General features: G+C 62.2%; 15 protein-coding genes and 3 pseudogenes. 12 read left to right on the forward strand and 6 right to left on the reverse strand.

Features of this window, described 5'->3' with window-relative positions; all coding sequences use genetic code 11:
* The first annotated feature begins 45 nt into the window (after window positions 1-45).
* The 6 genes and pseudogenes from L0A91_RS01055 to L0A91_RS01080 all read left to right on the forward strand — a co-directional run bounded on the left by L0A91_RS01055 (window position 46) and on the right by L0A91_RS01080 (window position 5,483).
* Complete coding sequence (locus L0A91_RS01055; RefSeq protein WP_235245480.1) at window positions 46-507, forward strand: hypothetical protein; 462 nt, start codon at window positions 46-48, stop codon at window positions 505-507.
* Window positions 504-1,436 carry a GTPase gene (locus tag L0A91_RS01060; protein ID WP_235245481.1) on the forward strand — a complete coding sequence of 311 codons (933 nt, stop codon included), beginning with the start codon at window positions 504-506 and terminating at the stop codon, window positions 1,434-1,436. Before L0A91_RS01055 ends, L0A91_RS01060 begins: the two co-directional genes overlap by 4 nt.
* Window positions 1,437-1,477: 41 nt before the next feature.
* Window positions 1,478-2,143 carry a hypothetical protein gene (locus L0A91_RS01065; protein WP_235245482.1) on the forward strand — a complete coding sequence of 222 codons (666 nt, stop codon included), beginning with the start codon at window positions 1,478-1,480 and terminating at the stop codon, window positions 2,141-2,143.
* A 56-nt stretch (window positions 2,144-2,199) separates the two neighbouring features.
* On the forward strand, window positions 2,200-2,766 hold the full coding sequence (locus L0A91_RS01070; RefSeq protein ID WP_235245483.1) for a single-stranded DNA-binding protein: 567 nt from the start codon (window positions 2,200-2,202) through the stop codon (window positions 2,764-2,766).
* A 90-nt stretch (window positions 2,767-2,856) separates the two neighbouring features.
* A pseudogene (ettA, locus tag L0A91_RS01075) lies at window positions 2,857-4,538 on the forward strand (energy-dependent translational throttle protein EttA).
* 111 nt (window positions 4,539-4,649) lie between these two features.
* Entirely contained in the window at window positions 4,650-5,483 is an 834-nt protein-coding gene (locus tag L0A91_RS01080; RefSeq protein WP_235245484.1) for a pseudouridine synthase, read from the forward strand.
* Between the two features lie 43 nt (window positions 5,484-5,526).
* Here L0A91_RS01080 and L0A91_RS17960 read toward each other — a convergent pair whose 3' ends face one another.
* Both L0A91_RS17960 and L0A91_RS19395 read right to left on the reverse strand, forming a co-directional pair.
* Window positions 5,527-5,796, reverse strand: coding sequence for an acyl-CoA thioesterase domain-containing protein (locus L0A91_RS17960; protein ID WP_311197917.1), 270 nt, complete (start codon window positions 5,794-5,796; stop codon window positions 5,527-5,529).
* A gap of 311 nt (window positions 5,797-6,107) precedes the next feature.
* Window positions 6,108-6,458 (reverse strand): annotated as a pseudogene (locus tag L0A91_RS19395) (acyl-CoA thioesterase); the annotation flags it as partial.
* A 58-nt stretch (window positions 6,459-6,516) separates the two neighbouring features.
* Between L0A91_RS19395 and L0A91_RS01090 the strand changes: the two are divergent.
* The 4 genes from L0A91_RS01090 to L0A91_RS01105 all read left to right on the forward strand — a co-directional run bounded on the left by L0A91_RS01090 (window position 6,517) and on the right by L0A91_RS01105 (window position 8,979).
* Complete coding sequence (locus L0A91_RS01090; RefSeq protein ID WP_235245485.1) at window positions 6,517-6,993, forward strand: thioesterase family protein; 477 nt, start codon at window positions 6,517-6,519, stop codon at window positions 6,991-6,993.
* Entirely contained in the window at window positions 6,983-7,627 is a 645-nt protein-coding gene (locus tag L0A91_RS01095) for a hypothetical protein (RefSeq protein ID WP_235245486.1), read from the forward strand. Before L0A91_RS01090 ends, L0A91_RS01095 begins: the two co-directional genes overlap by 11 nt.
* 84 nt (window positions 7,628-7,711) lie before the next feature.
* Entirely contained in the window at window positions 7,712-8,437 is a 726-nt protein-coding gene (locus L0A91_RS01100) for an MFS transporter (RefSeq protein WP_235245487.1), read from the forward strand.
* A 38-nt stretch (window positions 8,438-8,475) separates the two neighbouring features.
* On the forward strand, window positions 8,476-8,979 hold the full coding sequence (locus L0A91_RS01105) for a hypothetical protein (protein ID WP_235245488.1): 504 nt from the start codon (window positions 8,476-8,478) through the stop codon (window positions 8,977-8,979).
* Between the two features lie 155 nt (window positions 8,980-9,134).
* Here L0A91_RS01105 and L0A91_RS19400 read toward each other — a convergent pair whose 3' ends face one another.
* The 4 genes from L0A91_RS19400 to L0A91_RS01120 all read right to left on the reverse strand — a co-directional run bounded on the left by L0A91_RS19400 (window position 9,135) and on the right by L0A91_RS01120 (window position 12,095).
* Entirely contained in the window at window positions 9,135-9,647 is a 513-nt protein-coding gene (locus tag L0A91_RS19400) for a hypothetical protein (protein WP_397333761.1), read from the reverse strand.
* Window positions 9,644-10,693 (reverse strand): alpha-amylase family glycosyl hydrolase, encoded by a 1,050-nt coding sequence (locus tag L0A91_RS19405; RefSeq protein WP_397333762.1) that lies wholly within the window; start codon window positions 10,691-10,693, stop codon window positions 9,644-9,646. The genes L0A91_RS19400 and L0A91_RS19405 overlap by 4 nt, the downstream gene beginning before the upstream one ends.
* Window positions 10,694-10,787: 94 nt before the next feature.
* Complete coding sequence (locus L0A91_RS01115; RefSeq protein ID WP_235245489.1) at window positions 10,788-11,192, reverse strand: globin; 405 nt, start codon at window positions 11,190-11,192, stop codon at window positions 10,788-10,790.
* Between the two features lie 15 nt (window positions 11,193-11,207).
* Window positions 11,208-12,095, reverse strand: a complete 888-nt coding sequence (locus L0A91_RS01120; RefSeq protein ID WP_235245490.1) for a mechanosensitive ion channel domain-containing protein — start codon at window positions 12,093-12,095, stop codon at window positions 11,208-11,210.
* Between the two features lie 87 nt (window positions 12,096-12,182).
* Between L0A91_RS01120 and L0A91_RS17970 the strand changes: the two genes are divergently transcribed.
* Both L0A91_RS17970 and malQ read left to right on the forward strand, forming a co-directional pair.
* Complete coding sequence (locus tag L0A91_RS17970; protein WP_311197918.1) at window positions 12,183-12,695, forward strand: hypothetical protein; 513 nt, start codon at window positions 12,183-12,185, stop codon at window positions 12,693-12,695.
* A 47-nt stretch (window positions 12,696-12,742) separates the two neighbouring features.
* Window positions 12,743-14,307, forward strand: a pseudogene (malQ, locus tag L0A91_RS01125) (4-alpha-glucanotransferase).
* The last annotated feature ends 69 nt before the right edge of the window (window positions 14,308-14,376 follow it).

The following is a 14,376-nucleotide window of genomic DNA, read 5'->3' on the forward strand; positions in this document are numbered from 1 at the left end:
CAGCACGGCTGCCCGGTCCTGGAAGACCACCCTGGTGGCCCTGCTTTGGTTGAGGCACACCCGGAGTTGCAACGCGCTGCGCCAGACTTGGAAGAGCGCACCGAGCGAATGATCCGGGACTGGCAAGGCGAAATTCTCGAGATGATTCGCACCGAAGCAGGCAAGAGGCGCACGACGGCGCGCTATTTGGCCTTCGGGGTCAATGGCCTGGCGGTCATGTTGATGTTGCTGGTGTTTAGCGCAACAGGTGGGGCCTTGGTTGGTGGTGAGGTGGCGATCGCGGGTGGATCAGCCGTGCTTGCCCAACGCCTACTAGAAGCAGTGTTTGGTGATCAGGCCGTGCGCGAGATGTCCAAGAAGGCGCGTAAGGCCCTGTTGAGCCGGACCGAAGAGTTGTTGCTGGCCGAGCGCCAGCGTTTTGACGAAGTGATTGACGAAGTTCCACTGACCCGGGCAGCAGTTGACGCTGTGCGTTCGGCAGCAGTGGATGTTGAAGGAGCGCGATGAGCCCCCGGCGCAGCACGGGATCCCGATCGGAGTCGCTGACCTGGCGAGCCGATCAACTCCAAGAGGCGATTGAGACCGGTGGCGCGGAGCTAATCTCCGATGCCGCCATCGCTGGCCAACGGGTCGTGGCAAAGGTCCGCGAGCGGTGGGCGCTCAAGGGCGGGCGCACCGTGGTGAGCCTGGCCGGTGCTACAGGGTCGGGCAAGTCCACCTTGTTTAACCAGTTGGTTGGTCACACCGTCGCCGATATCAGTGCTCGCCGACCCACCACATCACGCGCGACGGCGGCGATTTGGGGCGACGAGGACGCGACAGACCTGCTGAACTGGCTCGGCGTCAATCAGCGCCATCACCTTTCGGCCGACGGCGACCAGAGCGATCTGGACGGCCTCGTCTTGATCGACCTCCCCGACTTCGATTCTCGCGAACTCGCCAACCGAGTCGAGGCTGATCGGGTCTTGGAGCGCTCCGACGTCTTCGTGTGGGTCACCGATCCGCAAAAGTATGCGGATGCCCGGTTGCACGAGGACTACCTTTCGGCACTCAAAGAGCACGAGACCGTCATGATGGTCGTGCTTAACCAGATCGATCGAGTCTCCGAAGAGGGCGGTGTCGAAGGGATCAAGGATGACTTGAAGGCACTGGTCGCTGCGGATGGCGCCGGAGATTTCACTATCTATGGCACCTCTGCCCGGATGGGGCTGGGCGTCTCAGATGTCCGGCAAGCCATTGGCTCTGTGGTCGCAGAGCGCAACGCCGCGGAGAACCGACTGGTGGGTGACCTGCGCACGAGCGCAACGAGCATGCTGAGCATGGTCGGGGAGACCGAAATCGCCAGCTCCGATGTGGTCTCCGATGACTTGTTGACCGCGCTCAAACAGGCCGCCGGTGTGCCCGTCGTCCTGGACGCGGTGCAAAGGAATACCTGATTCAGAGCAAGCTCAACACCGGTTGGCCGTTCAGCCGTTGGTTGTCGGCGCTGCGCCCGGACCCACTCAAACGCCTGCGTTTGGGCGATGACCGCGCTGGTAGTTCGGGTATCAGCCCATCCGATGTCCGCGCCGTGTTGGGGCGTTCTTCGCTGCCACCGCCCACACCGGCCGCTAGATCGGCCGTGCAGTTGGCCAGCCGACGAGTCGCGGATCGGGCTAGCGAGGGCTTGCCTCCGCTGTGGGCCGACGCTGTGTCTAGGGCTGCAAGCCCGGATGATTCGAGCCTTGCTGATGGGCTTGACCAGGCCGTTTTTGGGACCTCGCTGCGCGCTGGCAACCCGTTCTGGTGGTCGCTGTTCCGCTTCCTGCAGTTTGTCTTAGCCGTTGCGACGGTTGTTGGTTTCGTCTGGCTTGCTGCCATCGGTGTCATCGGATGGCTGCAAATGGACATTGGGGTGCCGACCTGGGGTCCGTTGCCGATACCGGCGGTGTTGTTCGTGGGAGGCATTCTGGCTGGTCTGCTGCTCGCGATGATCGCGAGAGCGATGGCTGGCGCCGGAGCCAAACGCAGGCGTGCATTAGTCGAGAAGCGGATGGATGAGTCCGTCGGCAAGGTGGCCAAACAGCACATTCGAGTGCCCGTCACGACGGTCCTGGACCGCCACCGGCAGACTCGCCAGCAACTGGAATCCGCCGTTTCATAGGTGTCTATCCACATCCCGCTTCGTCTTCGTAGGTTCTCCACGAATGACGGGGCGGGATGTTTGTGTCCGTGCCCTTGCAGGAGGGTGATTGCACCAGCCTCACCGAGGGGCAGGATGATCACAGGGTGGCACAACATGAACGACAGTTTCATCACGGTCACGGGCAACGTCACAGGGAGCCGCAGGCCAGAGCAGGCAGGGAGACGGGCACGCCATTCACAGTGTTCGGAGTGGCGCAAAACCGCGTAAAGCGAGATGCAAAGGGCGACATCGTCCCCATGGGCACGAACTTCTATGAGGTGATTGCCTTCCGAGCCTTGGGGCAAAACGTGCTCGACTCGATTGCGAAAGGCGACCCGGTTGTCGTCCATGGGCGGCTACGCGTCCACGACTGGGAGAACGGCGAACGCAAAGGCACGACCGTGCAGATCGACGCCACCAATATCGGGCCCGATCTCACCTTCGGGACGAGCGAGTTCAACAAGCGGCGTCGCTCGGCTTCGGTCGGCCGCGACCGGCTCGACACGGAGGTCAACGGCGGTGACGGCAGCGAATCCGGCGATGACCAAGAGACACACGACGCCGCAGTTGAGCACCCGCAGAGCATTGAGCAGGATCCATGACACAGCCCGCGGGGGCTGCCCTGGGCCCGGTGGCTCGCAGCCGCCGGTGACGATTCTCTTGAGTGCGTCACCGGCGGCTAGCCTTAGGGCATGGCTGAGTTCATTTACACCATGAGCCGCGCGCGTAAGGCGCACGGTGACAAGGTAATCCTCGACGACGTGACCATGTCTTTCTACCCAGGCGCCAAGATCGGCGTGGTGGGGCCGAACGGTGCTGGTAAGTCGACCATCCTCAAAATCATGGCCGGATTGGACACGCCGTCTAACGGTGAAGCCCGTCTAACGCCTGGCTATTCGGTGGGCATCCTCCTGCAGGAGCCGCCTCTGAACGAAGAAAAGACTGTGTTGGGCAACGTCCAAGAGGGCGTCGGTGAGATCAAGGCAAAGATCGACCGCTTCAACAAGATCTCTGAGTTGATGGCCGAGCCCGACGCTGACTTTGATGCGCTGTTGACCGAGATGGGCAAACTGCAAGAAGCGATCGACGCCGAAGACGCCTGGGACTTGGATTCCCAGTTGGAGCAGGCGATGGACGCTCTGCAATGCCCCCAGGCGATCTGCCTGTCACCAACCTCTCCGGTGGTGAGCGTCGCCGCGTGGCGTTGTGCAAGTTGCTGCTCAGCAAGCCAGATCTGCTGCTGCTGGACGAGCCGACTAACCACCTTGACGCTGAAAGTGTGCAGTGGCTCGAGCAGCACCTTGCCGCATACCCCGGCGCTGTTCTCGCCGTGACTCACGACCGGTACTTCCTGGACAACGTCGCTCAGTGGATTGCTGAAGTCGACCGTGGTCGTCTCTACCCGTATGAGGGCAACTACTCCACCTACCTGGAGAAGAAGCGCGAGCGGTTGGCGGTCCAGGGCAAGAAGGACGCCAAACTGGCTAAGCGCCTAGAGAAGGAGCTCGAGTGGGTTCGTTCTAACGCCAAGGCCAAGCAGACCAAGAACAAGGCGCGACTGAGTCGCTACGAAGAGATGGCTGCCGAGGCAGAAAAGACTCGCAAGCTGGACTTCGAAGAGATCACCATCCCCGTTGGTCCGCGCCTGGGTAACCAGGTCATTGAGGTCAAGGACCTCAAGAAGGGCTTTGGCGACCGTGTTCTCATCGACGATCTGTCGTTCACGCTTCCGCGTAACGGCATTGTCGGCGTGATTGGTCCCAACGGTGTCGGTAAGACGACCCTCTTTAAGACCATCGTCGGCTTCGAAGAGCCTGATGACGGCATGGTCAAGGTTGGCGACACGGTCAACATCTCCTACGTCGACCAGAACCGTGGCGGCATCGACCCTGACAAGTCGCTCTGGGAGGTTGTCTCTGATGGCAACGACTTCATCCAGGTCGGCAAGGTTGAGATCCCCTCGCGTGCTTATGTCTCGCAGTTTGGCTTCAAGGGCCCAGACCAGCAAAAGAAGGCGGGCATCCTCTCCGGTGGTGAGCGCAACCGACTAAACCTGGCTCTGACGCTCAAGCAGGGCGGCAACTTGCTGCTCCTCGATGAGCCGACTAACGACCTCGATGTTGAGACCTTGGGCTCGCTGGAAAATGCTCTGCTGGAGTTTCCGGGCTGCGCTGTGGTCATCAGCCACGACCGGTGGTTCCTGGACCGCGTCGCAACGCACATCCTGGCCTATGAAGGCACGGATGAAGACCCCGATAACTGGTATTGGTTTGAGGGCAACTTCGCGGCGTATGAGGAAAGCAAGGTTGAGCGGTTGGGTGCCGAAGCAGCGCGTCCGCACCGTGTGACCCACCGGCGCTTGACCCGCGACTAAGCACTACCAGCACAGATGGCACGGCGACCCAAGCGACCACCGCCGCTGCCGACGCGTGATGGACTCGGTCCGGCCAGGGTGCGTATGCCCCCAGGTCGGACCGAGCCAACTGTGGTCGCCTTTCTTGAATCAGTCACCGGCGATCCCCAGGTGGTGGCGCGCCGGTTGGCTGATCGAGAAGTGTTGTTAGCCGACGGCTCTGTCGTTGATCGGGAAACCGCATACCTGCCAGGCGGGTTGGTTTTCCTCTATCGAGACGTGCCTGATGAAATCGAAGTGCCGGGCGAGATCCACATCCTCTATCGCGATGACAACATCGTCGTGGTCGACAAGCCACCTTTTATGGCCACGATGCCGCGCGGCTCTCATGTCGTCCAGACGGCCGTGGTGCAGTTGCGGCGCAAATATGGTCTTGAAGACATCGCTCCTGCTCACCGGCTAGATCGGCTGACTTCAGGTGTCCTCCTCCTGACCTTGCGGCCACAGGCGCGCCGCGCATACCAAGAGCTTTTCGCCCGCCAGCAGGTGGCCAAGGAGTATCAGGCGACCGCGCCGCTGATGGATCGGCTGATGCCGTTGCGGATCGAAAATCGATTAGAGCGGGTCCGCGGCGATCATCGCACCCGGATCGTCGCAGGTGAGCCGAACGCTGTCACCGATGTTGACGTCGTCGGCGTCGCTGATGGGTTGGCGCAGTATCGATTGATGCCGAGCACGGGCAAGACTCATCAGCTGCGGGCCCACCTCGCTGGCGAGGGCGCGCCCATCGTGGGTGACCCGCTTTATGGCACCCAGGCCGGGCCTGGCGATGACTTCACCCGGCCCCTGCAACTCTTGGCGCACCGGCTCGCCTTCATCGATCCGATCAATGGCGAACCACGAGAGTTCGTGGCGCAGCGCCAGTTGATGACGCTAGCCGAGGCATCGACCGCTGCATCCGCCTAGCGACGCGGCAGCGGGCTCGACACGAGCGGCTCGGAAGCTGGACCTACTCCTTGACCCGGACCATGCCCTCTTGGGCAACTGACGCCATGAGGGTGCCGTCTTGACTAAACATCAGACCATGCCCAAGTCCGCGGCCGTTCTGTGCCGACGGTGAGGCCTGGCGATAGAGGATCCAGTCGTCGGCACGGGGCTCACGGTGGAACCACATCGCGTGGTCGAGGCTGGCTGGCCGCAGCCGGGGGTCTCCCCACACCAGGCCGTGCTTGCGCAAGATTGGCTCGAGCAGGCTGTAGTCCGATGAATATGCGAGCACGGCAGCATGCAACAAGGGTCGTTACCGATGTCGCGAGGCACCCGGAACCAGACATGCTGCTCCGCGACCTTGTCAGAGGGCTCCAAATAGAGCGACCCCTCAACGTGCTTGATCTCGATCGCTCGGCGCTGCACGACGTGCTTGGCTGCGGGGTGGTCGATGCCGGCCAAGACCTCAGCGTCCGATTTCAGGCTGTCAGGGCCGGGCACGGTCGGCATCTCGGTTTGGTGCTCAAGGCCCTCGGCCTGGTCTTGGAACGAGGTGATCATTGACAGCAATAGCCGACCGTCTTGAACGGCGTGCACTCGACGGGCGGAGAAGGATGCTCCGTCGCGCATCCGCTCCACCAGGAAGTTAATCGGTCGTTGGTCATCGCCGGGGCGCAAAAAGTAGCCATGCAGCGAGTGGATGCGCCGACTGCCATCGCCCGCACCTTCGTTTGCAACGGTGCGGCCTGCCGCGATGACCGATTGAGCCAGGACTTGGCCCCCGAAAACCCGACCAATCGGCTGCGGCTGACTGCGCCCCACAAACACGTCACCTTCAGAATCCCCGAGGTCCTGGGTGTTGCCGTCTGGGGAAGTCACTCGAATGGTGGTCGAGCCTTCCCGTTTGAGGTCAAGGACGTCGAGCAGGTCATCAATGGGATTATCGAGAGTCACCGCACCACCCTACCCAGCGTGGTGCGTAACACCGCTGACCGACTGACAGGATGGGCGTATGTCGTTTGGTGATTATTTTGTGGACATTTCGATCCGTTGGTCTGACATGGATGCATACCGCCACGTCAACAATGTGCAATTTGTCAGGTTGCTCGAAGAGGCCCGGGTCTATGCCCTGCGTGACTGGTTCAGCCACGATCGCAACCTGATCGACGATGGCCTGTTGGTCGCGCGTCAAGAGATCGATTACCTCGCGCCGTTGAACTTTAACTATCAGCCAGCCCGAATCAGGGTCTGGTGTAGCCGCATCAGTGGAGCCTCGTTCGATCTCGGGTATGCCGTGCAGCAGCCAGACAATGACGTCACCTACGCGTTGGCTGAAGTGACCCTCGTGGCCTACAACCTCAACGAGGGCACCCCCGGCGGCTGGGCACGCCCGAGCGTGAAGCCCTCAGGGCCCGGATGGGGGAGCCCGCCGCGTTGCGCAGCCGCTCCGGTGCGCGTCGTGCAGCGAAAAGGACCTCGTGAATCGTGACCTGACCTTCAGCGACCTGGAGTCCGTGCAAGACTTCGGCACCTTTGTCGGACGCGCGAAGCATGTCGATGCAGACGGCGCCATCCGCCTGCAAGCGATGGGCGAAGTGCTGGCTTCCTGGGTGCGAGTCCTGCCCGGCCAAGGTTTAACTAATCAAGGCCTCACCTTGGGGCTGCGGGTGATGCCGTTGATGGGTGAACACTCGCTTGAGACCACGGTGCCCTTGGCCGGTTTAGCGGATCGCTTCGCCCGACGCAGCAGCGTCGGCTCCGTCTCAGCCACCGTCGATGTGCCCCCGCAAGAGGTCCCCGCGGCGTGGACCGCGCTGACCCCGCCGCGTAGTGGTTGGCAGCCGGTCGAAGAGATCGACTCTGCACTCCTCAAGGAGGTGGCAACCCAAGGGATCACTGCCGTAGCGCACGGCACTCCCGATGTGGCCGGTGCCGCCGCTGTCGCTGCATTGCGTCAGCGAGTGTGGGGCGTGGCCATGACTGGATCGCAGGGCACACCCGCAGCCGCCGCCTTCGCCGCATACTCCCTGGGCTTTTTGACTCCAGGGCAGGCAGCGACTGTGCATAGCAATGGCCCCTGGCGCCGGCTGAGCACGCCACGAGGGCACGTCCTGACCCGCTAGGGTCACGGCCCTGCGTTTCGGCGCGCCCAGGCCGAGGCCACGGGACCGCGCCATAGTCTTACTGGATGCTTGCGTCGACCTCCTTTGCGCCACCGTGACTTCCGGTTGTTGTGGGCTGGAGACACGGTCAGCGTTCTGGGGATCCATTTGATTGGGATCGCGATCCCAATCATCGCTATCAACGATCTGGGTGCCTCGACTTTTCAGATGGGTCTGCTCAACGCCACCGAGATGATCGGCTTCCTGCTCTTTAGCCTGCTCGCTGGCGCGTGGATTGACCGATGGATTAAGCGACCGGTCATCGTCTTCGGCGATCTCATCCGGTCGGTCTTGCTGCTAGGCATCCCCATGCTGTGGTGGCTCGACATGCTGGCCATGTGGCACATCTACGCCATCAGCTTTGTGGTCGGCATCGTCACCGTCTTTTTCGAGGTCGCCAACCAGTCGTTCCTGCCATTCGTGGTTGATGGCGACAAAATCAGTGATGCCAACGGCAAGTTTTCAGCCACAAACCAGGTGGCTGGGGTGGCCGGTCCTGCAGCAGGCGGCGCCCTTGTGGGTGTGATCGGCGGGCCATTAACGCTGATCGTCACCTCGATCTGCATGGCCGCTTCGAGCCTCTTCGTGTCGCAGATGAAGACCGTCGAGGTCAAGCAGGAGGCCAAGCCTGACCGTAGTCTGAAGCGAGAGATCGGCGAGGGTCTTCAGTTTGTGTTCAAACACCCGTTGTTGGTGCGCATCACCACCTGCACTGGCATCAGCAACTTCGCTAACGGTTTTGGGATGCAGCCTTCGCCATCTTTATCCTGAGGACCCTTGGGCTTTCACCGTCCACCTTCGGTCTTATTTTGGCCGTCGGGGCGGTTGGCGGTCTGTTGGGCGCCGTCAGTGCTGCCCCGCTCTCCAAGTGGATTGGTGAGGGGCGATCGATCCCGCTGACTGCGCTGGCCGTGGGTTTCGCCGCCGCGGCGACTCCACTGGCAAGTCTGGGGCTGACACCAGTTGTTGCCACGCTCATGGTTGGCTCGGCGCTCTTCGCCTGGGCTGTCGTCGTCTACAACGTCGTGCAGGTGAGCTTTCGTCAGCGGCTCTGCCCGCCACGACTGCTGGGCCGGATGAACGCTTCGATTCGGTTCTTAGTCTGGGGGCCAATCCCCATAGGCGCGCTGACCGGTGGAGTATTCGGCACGATCTTCGGTGTGGTCCCGACCTTGTGGGTTGGGGTTGTTCTATTTGCGGCGGCCTCGATCCCTGTGCTCTTCAGCCCGCTTCGCTCCATGCGTGACTTGCCTCGTGAGCTAGATGCGCTGGCCGACGGCGATGAGCCATCGACCAGCGCACCCTGGGCTTAACTGCTCAGGTCGTAATCCACGCCGTGGTGTCCTGGGGAGCGCAGTGCCCGGCAGCCGATGACTGCTTGCCAGCACTGTTGCTCCGGCCGGCAACTCGAGGGCCTCCGCGGCAAAGTTCGTGAGCACGACGACATCACCGGCCATGTCCTGGTGGCTTAGGCGTAGGGCCAGAGCGTCGTCGCCATACCCCTCGACCAGGTCAGGTGCGCGGAGCCCAACTGGTGCTCGCGGCGAAGGCGCAAAAAGGTCCGATACATCTCCAATGTTGAGTCCGCGACGCCTTCTTGGCGGTCCACGGCCAAAGCGCCGTAAATCTCTGGCATCGGCAACCAGGTGTCGGTGCCCGCAGCGGTGCCGAAGCCATACGCGGGCTCTCCGCCGACCCAGGGCATCGGGATACGGCAGCCATCGCGTCCTCGCGAGGTATGTCCGGAGCGCTCCCACATCGGGTCCTGACGAACATCGTCGGGGACAGCGGTGTGCTCGGGCAGGCCAAGCTCTTCACCCTGATAGATGTAGGCAGAGCCAGGCAAGGCCAGCATCAGCGCGGTGGCGGCACGAGCTCGGCGCAGACCAACCATCGCGTTGGGCTGCGCATCGTCGGCGCCAATGCCAATCGGTCGCTCTTCTCCGACTGGGTAGCCCAGTCGGGAGGCGTGCCGAATCACGTCGTGGTTAGACAGAACCCAAGATGCAGGAGCCCCCACGTCACCAAAATGCGCAACGAGTCTGTGATGACTTCGTGCAGATCAGCGGCGCGCCACGGGGCGTCCAGGTAAGGGAAGTTGAACGACTGGTGCATCTCGTCGCTGCGTACGTAGCGGCCCAACCGGTCCATCGGCTCAACCCAGGCCTCGGCGCAGAGGATGCGATCTGTTGCCGGGTCACCGTCCGTGTTGTATTCATCGAGCACCCGACGCCAGTCCTGGTAGATCTCGTGAACGCCGTCCTGATCCCACATCGGGTGGGAGTTGGTGGGGACGGGGCGGCCCTCATAGTTGAAGCTTGTTGACGCCCCGACATCGGGCAGGCCGGGAGCCTTCACCAGGCCGTGAGCCACGTCCACGCGGAAGCCATCGACTCCCCGGTCTAGCCAAAACCGCAGCACACCGCGAAACATTTCGCGGACTTCTGGGTTCTCCCAGTTCAGGTCGGGCTGCTTGACGTCGAAAATGTGCAAGTACCACTGGCCGGGGGTGCCGTCAGCCTCGGTGATTCGCTCCCAACCGCCGCCACCAAAGACGGAATCCCAATTGTTGGGCGGCTCGTTGCCGTCAGTGCCTTGCCCATCGCGGAAGAGGTAGCGATCGCGCTCCCGAGAGCCGGGGCCAGCGGCCAGCGCAGCCTGGAACCACTCGTGTTCGTCAGACGTGTGGTTGGGCACCAGGTCAATAAGAACGCGCAGGCCGAGATCTTTCGCGCTGGCGATCAACGCGTCGGCGTCGGCAAGGTTGCCAAAGACCGGGTCGATGTCCTTGTAGTTAGCGACGTCGTAGCCGGCATCAGCCATCGGCGAAACGTAGAACGGGCTGATCCAGATCGCATCGACGCCGAGATCGCGCAGGTAGGGCAGGCGTGCGGTAATGCCTGGCAGATCACCGACGCCATCGCCGTTGCCATCCGCCCAAGAGCGGGGATAGACCTGATAGATGACGGCATCGCGCCACCAATGCAAGGACGAGTCGCGGGCAATCGGATTCGAGTCGATAGTCACAAGGCCAATCCTGCCTGACGTGACTGTCAGTGCCAATCGAGCACGGTACGCGGCTTAGCCCAGGGCGACGCGCGCATACCGGGCGGGTTTATCTCTAGTCCAGATCGGGGGAGTTGATCATGAAGTTGGCGGCATTGGTCATGTAGGACCGCATGAGCTCTTCATCCATCGGATCCAGATCAATGGAGTCGATGGCATTGGACATGTGGAACATCCAGCGATCGCGTTGCTTCGGGGTCACCACGAAGGGCCCGTGGCGCATGCGCAGGCGCGGGTGCCCCCGCTGTTCGCTGTAGGTCTTTGGCCCGCCCCAGTACTGCTCAAGGAACATCAAGAACCTTTGCTCGGCCGGAGCCAAATCTGCTTCTGGGTACATCTCTCGCAGCGGAGGGTCGCCAGCAACGCCTCGGTAAAACTCGCGCACCAACTTGGCGAAGGTTTCGTGCCCGCCCACGCGTTCGTAGTACGTCTGAGGTGTTTCGGGGGTCTGTTCACTCACTGAGTCAGTCTCGCATCACTGGGTTGTTTGGGCGCCGAATGGGTTGATCTGCGGGCCCTTCACGCCGGCCGCATCAAGTTGATCTTTGGCTCGCTGACGCATGACGCGTGGAATGGCCCACTGCTCACCGGGGTAGCACTTGGCCACAATGCGGACTGTCATCACGCCCCCGGAGACAGATTCAACTCCAACCACATCGGGGCGCTCAACGAACTTGTGGTGCCAAGCCTCATCGCCATAGACCGCGTCGACGACCTTCTCCAGAATGTCGATAACCTCGGCAGGCTCTTCTTCATAACTGACGGGGATGTCGATGAGCGCCGCTGCCCAGCCTTCGCTCTTGTTGCCGATCCGCAGGATCTCTCCGTTGCGGATGAACCACACCACCCCGGTGGCGTCCCGAAGCCGAGTGATGCGCAGGCCCACTTCTTCGACAGTGCCGGTGGCCTCTCCTGTGTCGATCACATCGCCGACGCCGTACTGGTCCTCAATGATCATGAAAACGCCGGAGAGGAAGTCCTTCACCAGTGACTGTGCACCAAAGCCAAGCGCCACACCGCCCACACCCGCAGAAGCCAGGAGTGGGCCGAGCGGAAGGCCAAACTCAGACATCACCATCAGGACAGCGACCAAGCCGATCCCAAAGGTGCTGAGACTGCGCAGCAATGACCCCAGGGTGAGCGCGCGCTGGCGCCGGCGCTCGAGGTCATTGGGGTCGACCTTCATGAGGCGGTCGAGGCGTCCAGGGCGCTTTTCGGCTCGGGAGACGGCTGACTTCTCAATCTGACCGATTGACCGGTGAACCAGCCAACGCAAGATGATCGCCCCGAAGATGATGATCAGAATCCGCAGCGGTGCGTCGAGCAACCAGACCAAGAACTCGTCCATAGTGTTAAACGGCATGCCGCCCATTCTGGCAAAAGAGTTGGTCGGTAAGTGACAGACTGAGGCCCAGCAGCACGGTATTAACATTCATCGAAAGGCTTCTTCGTGACTGATTCCCTCCCCGCGAGCCTGGCTGAATTGGCCCATGCTTACAGCGTTGCCACCGAATTTTGGGACTGGCAGGGCAATCACACCCAGGTCTCTGCGGACGCCATCCGGGCGGTGCTCTCTGCGCTGGACGTGGACGCATCGACCGAAGAATCAGTGAGCGAAGCCTTGGCAGCGCTCAGTGAAAAGCCTTGGCATCGGGTGTTGCCGCCGGTCAAGACGATGCCGTTGGGGGAGCGGTCAATTGTGCCGGTGCACCTCAACGAGGGCGTCACCGTGAGCGCACGCATCATCTTGGAGTCGGGGGAGGAGCGCGCCCTGCGCATCGTCGAAGGCGATCACGAGACCCGTGAGATCGATGGGCAGACCAAGGTCAAGGTCTTGCTGACAATCCCGGAAGACCTGCCACTTGGGTGGCACAAGATTGTCGCGCGGCCCACTGAGGGTGGCGAGGCCTCCTCAATGACCGTGGTGATCTATCCGCGCAACCAGATCTGCATCCAGCGCTGAGCCAAGAGGGCACTCAGCGTTGGGGCTTGATGACCCAGTTGTATGCGATGCGCTCGGCCAACTCTTGGGGCATCGGCGACCTCGCCGATCTCGGTGATGCCGGAGCCTGGGCTGCCGGCCTGGGTGCTGACTTCGTCCTGGTCAACCCGCTGCATGCGGCTGAGCCAGAGACCCCGCTTGAGCCCTCGCCCTACTTGCCGACATCACGCCGATTCGTCAGCCCGCTCTACATTCGGGTCGAAGACGTGCCCGAAGTTGGCTACCTGTCCGCTGCGGAGCGGCAGTTGGTCGAGTGGCACTCTGACGACGCCAAGCGCTTCCTTGAGCTTGATTTCCTTGAGCGCGACGCGTGCTGGATCGCCAAGGAGGCAGCTCTCCGGTTGGTCTTCAAGCAGCCCCGCTCCCTGCGGCGCGAGCGGGCCTTCCACGCCTACGTTGAGCGCGAAGGCCAGAGCCTGATCGACTACGCCACCTGGGCCGTCATCTTCACCACTCACGGGCCCGACTGGCACGGGTGGCCAACCGACCTGCAGGACCCGCGCTCGCATGCCGTGGACTCCTTCCGTGAAAAGCACGACCGCGAGATTGAGTTCCACCTGTGGATGCAATGGATTTTGGGCGAACAGCTCAGCACCGTGCAAAGGACCTGCTCGACACCGGTATGGAGATCGGGGTCATGCACGACCTGGCCGTCGGCGTTCACCCCAACGGTGCTGATGCTTGGAGCTTGGGCGATGCGCTCGCGCGAGGCGTCACGGTGGGCGCACCCAGCGATCAGTACAACCAACTGGGGCAAGACTGGTCCCAGCCGCCGTGGCGCCCCGACAAGTTGGCCGAATCGGCCTATGGCCCCTATCGCGAAATGCTGCACAACGTGCTGCGTGACGCCGGTGGCTTGCGGGTAGACCACGTCATTGGACTCTTTCGCCTCTGGTGGATCCCTGAAGGGCTCCAGGCCAAGGACGGCACCTATGTCCGCTACGACCACGACGCGATGATCGGCATCCTGATGCTGGAGGCTCAGCGGGCCGGAGCCGTCATCGTTGGAGAAGACCTAGGCACGGTCGAGCCATGGGTTCGCGACTACTTGCGTGACCGGGGCATCTTTGGCACCTCGATTCTGTGGTTCGAGCGGGATCAGGACGGCCCGATCGCGCCGGAGCGCTATCGCGAGTTGTGTCTTGCAACCGTGACAACCCACGACCTGCCGCCAACGGCGGGCTACCTCACCGGGGTGCACCTTGACCTGCGGTCCAGCCTCAATTTGCTGACCCGCCCGATTGAGGAAGAGCGCGCCGAAGACGAAGCCGCCCGCGAAGAAGTGCTGCAGCAACTGCGTGACCGTGGCTTGCTGCGCGATGGTGCCGGGATCGCCGAACAGGTGGAGGCGCTACACCGCTACTTGACCTGGTCTCCTGCTCGACTGCTTGGTGTCAGCGTTTCGGACTTGGCCCAAGACCGGCGCATCATCAACCAGCCAGGGACCGATGAGGAGTACCCGAACTGGCGCGTCCCGCTCGCTGGTCCGCATGGTCGGCCAGTCTTGCTGGATGAGCTGTTTAGCTATCGGTCGGCGCGACGGTTGGCACGAACGGTCTCGCGCCGCTCCTAAGCCAGCACCCCGCATACCCAAGCAGGTATGACGAAGGCCCTCATCAGTCCAGGTGGAGTGATGAGGGCC

The organism is Ornithinimicrobium sp. INDO-MA30-4 (genome assembly GCF_021535045.1).
Classification (GTDB): Bacteria; Actinomycetota; Actinomycetes; order Actinomycetales; family Dermatophilaceae; genus Ornithinicoccus.

What these genes read in the sequence shown, in the direction of transcription:
- L0A91_RS01060 (WP_235245481.1), top strand. Translation starts at nt 504, where the DNA reads ATGAGCCCCCGGCGCAGCACGGGATCCCGATCGGAGTCGCTGACCTGG.
- L0A91_RS01070 (WP_235245483.1), top strand. Translation starts at nt 2,200, where the DNA reads ATGTTTGTGTCCGTGCCCTTGCAGGAGGGTGATTGCACCAGCCTCACC.
- L0A91_RS01090 (WP_235245485.1), top strand. Translation starts at nt 6,517, where the DNA reads ATGTCGTTTGGTGATTATTTTGTGGACATTTCGATCCGTTGGTCTGAC.
- L0A91_RS01120 (WP_235245490.1), bottom strand. Translation starts at nt 12,095, where the DNA reads ATGCCGTTTAACACTATGGACGAGTTCTTGGTCTGGTTGCTCGACGCA.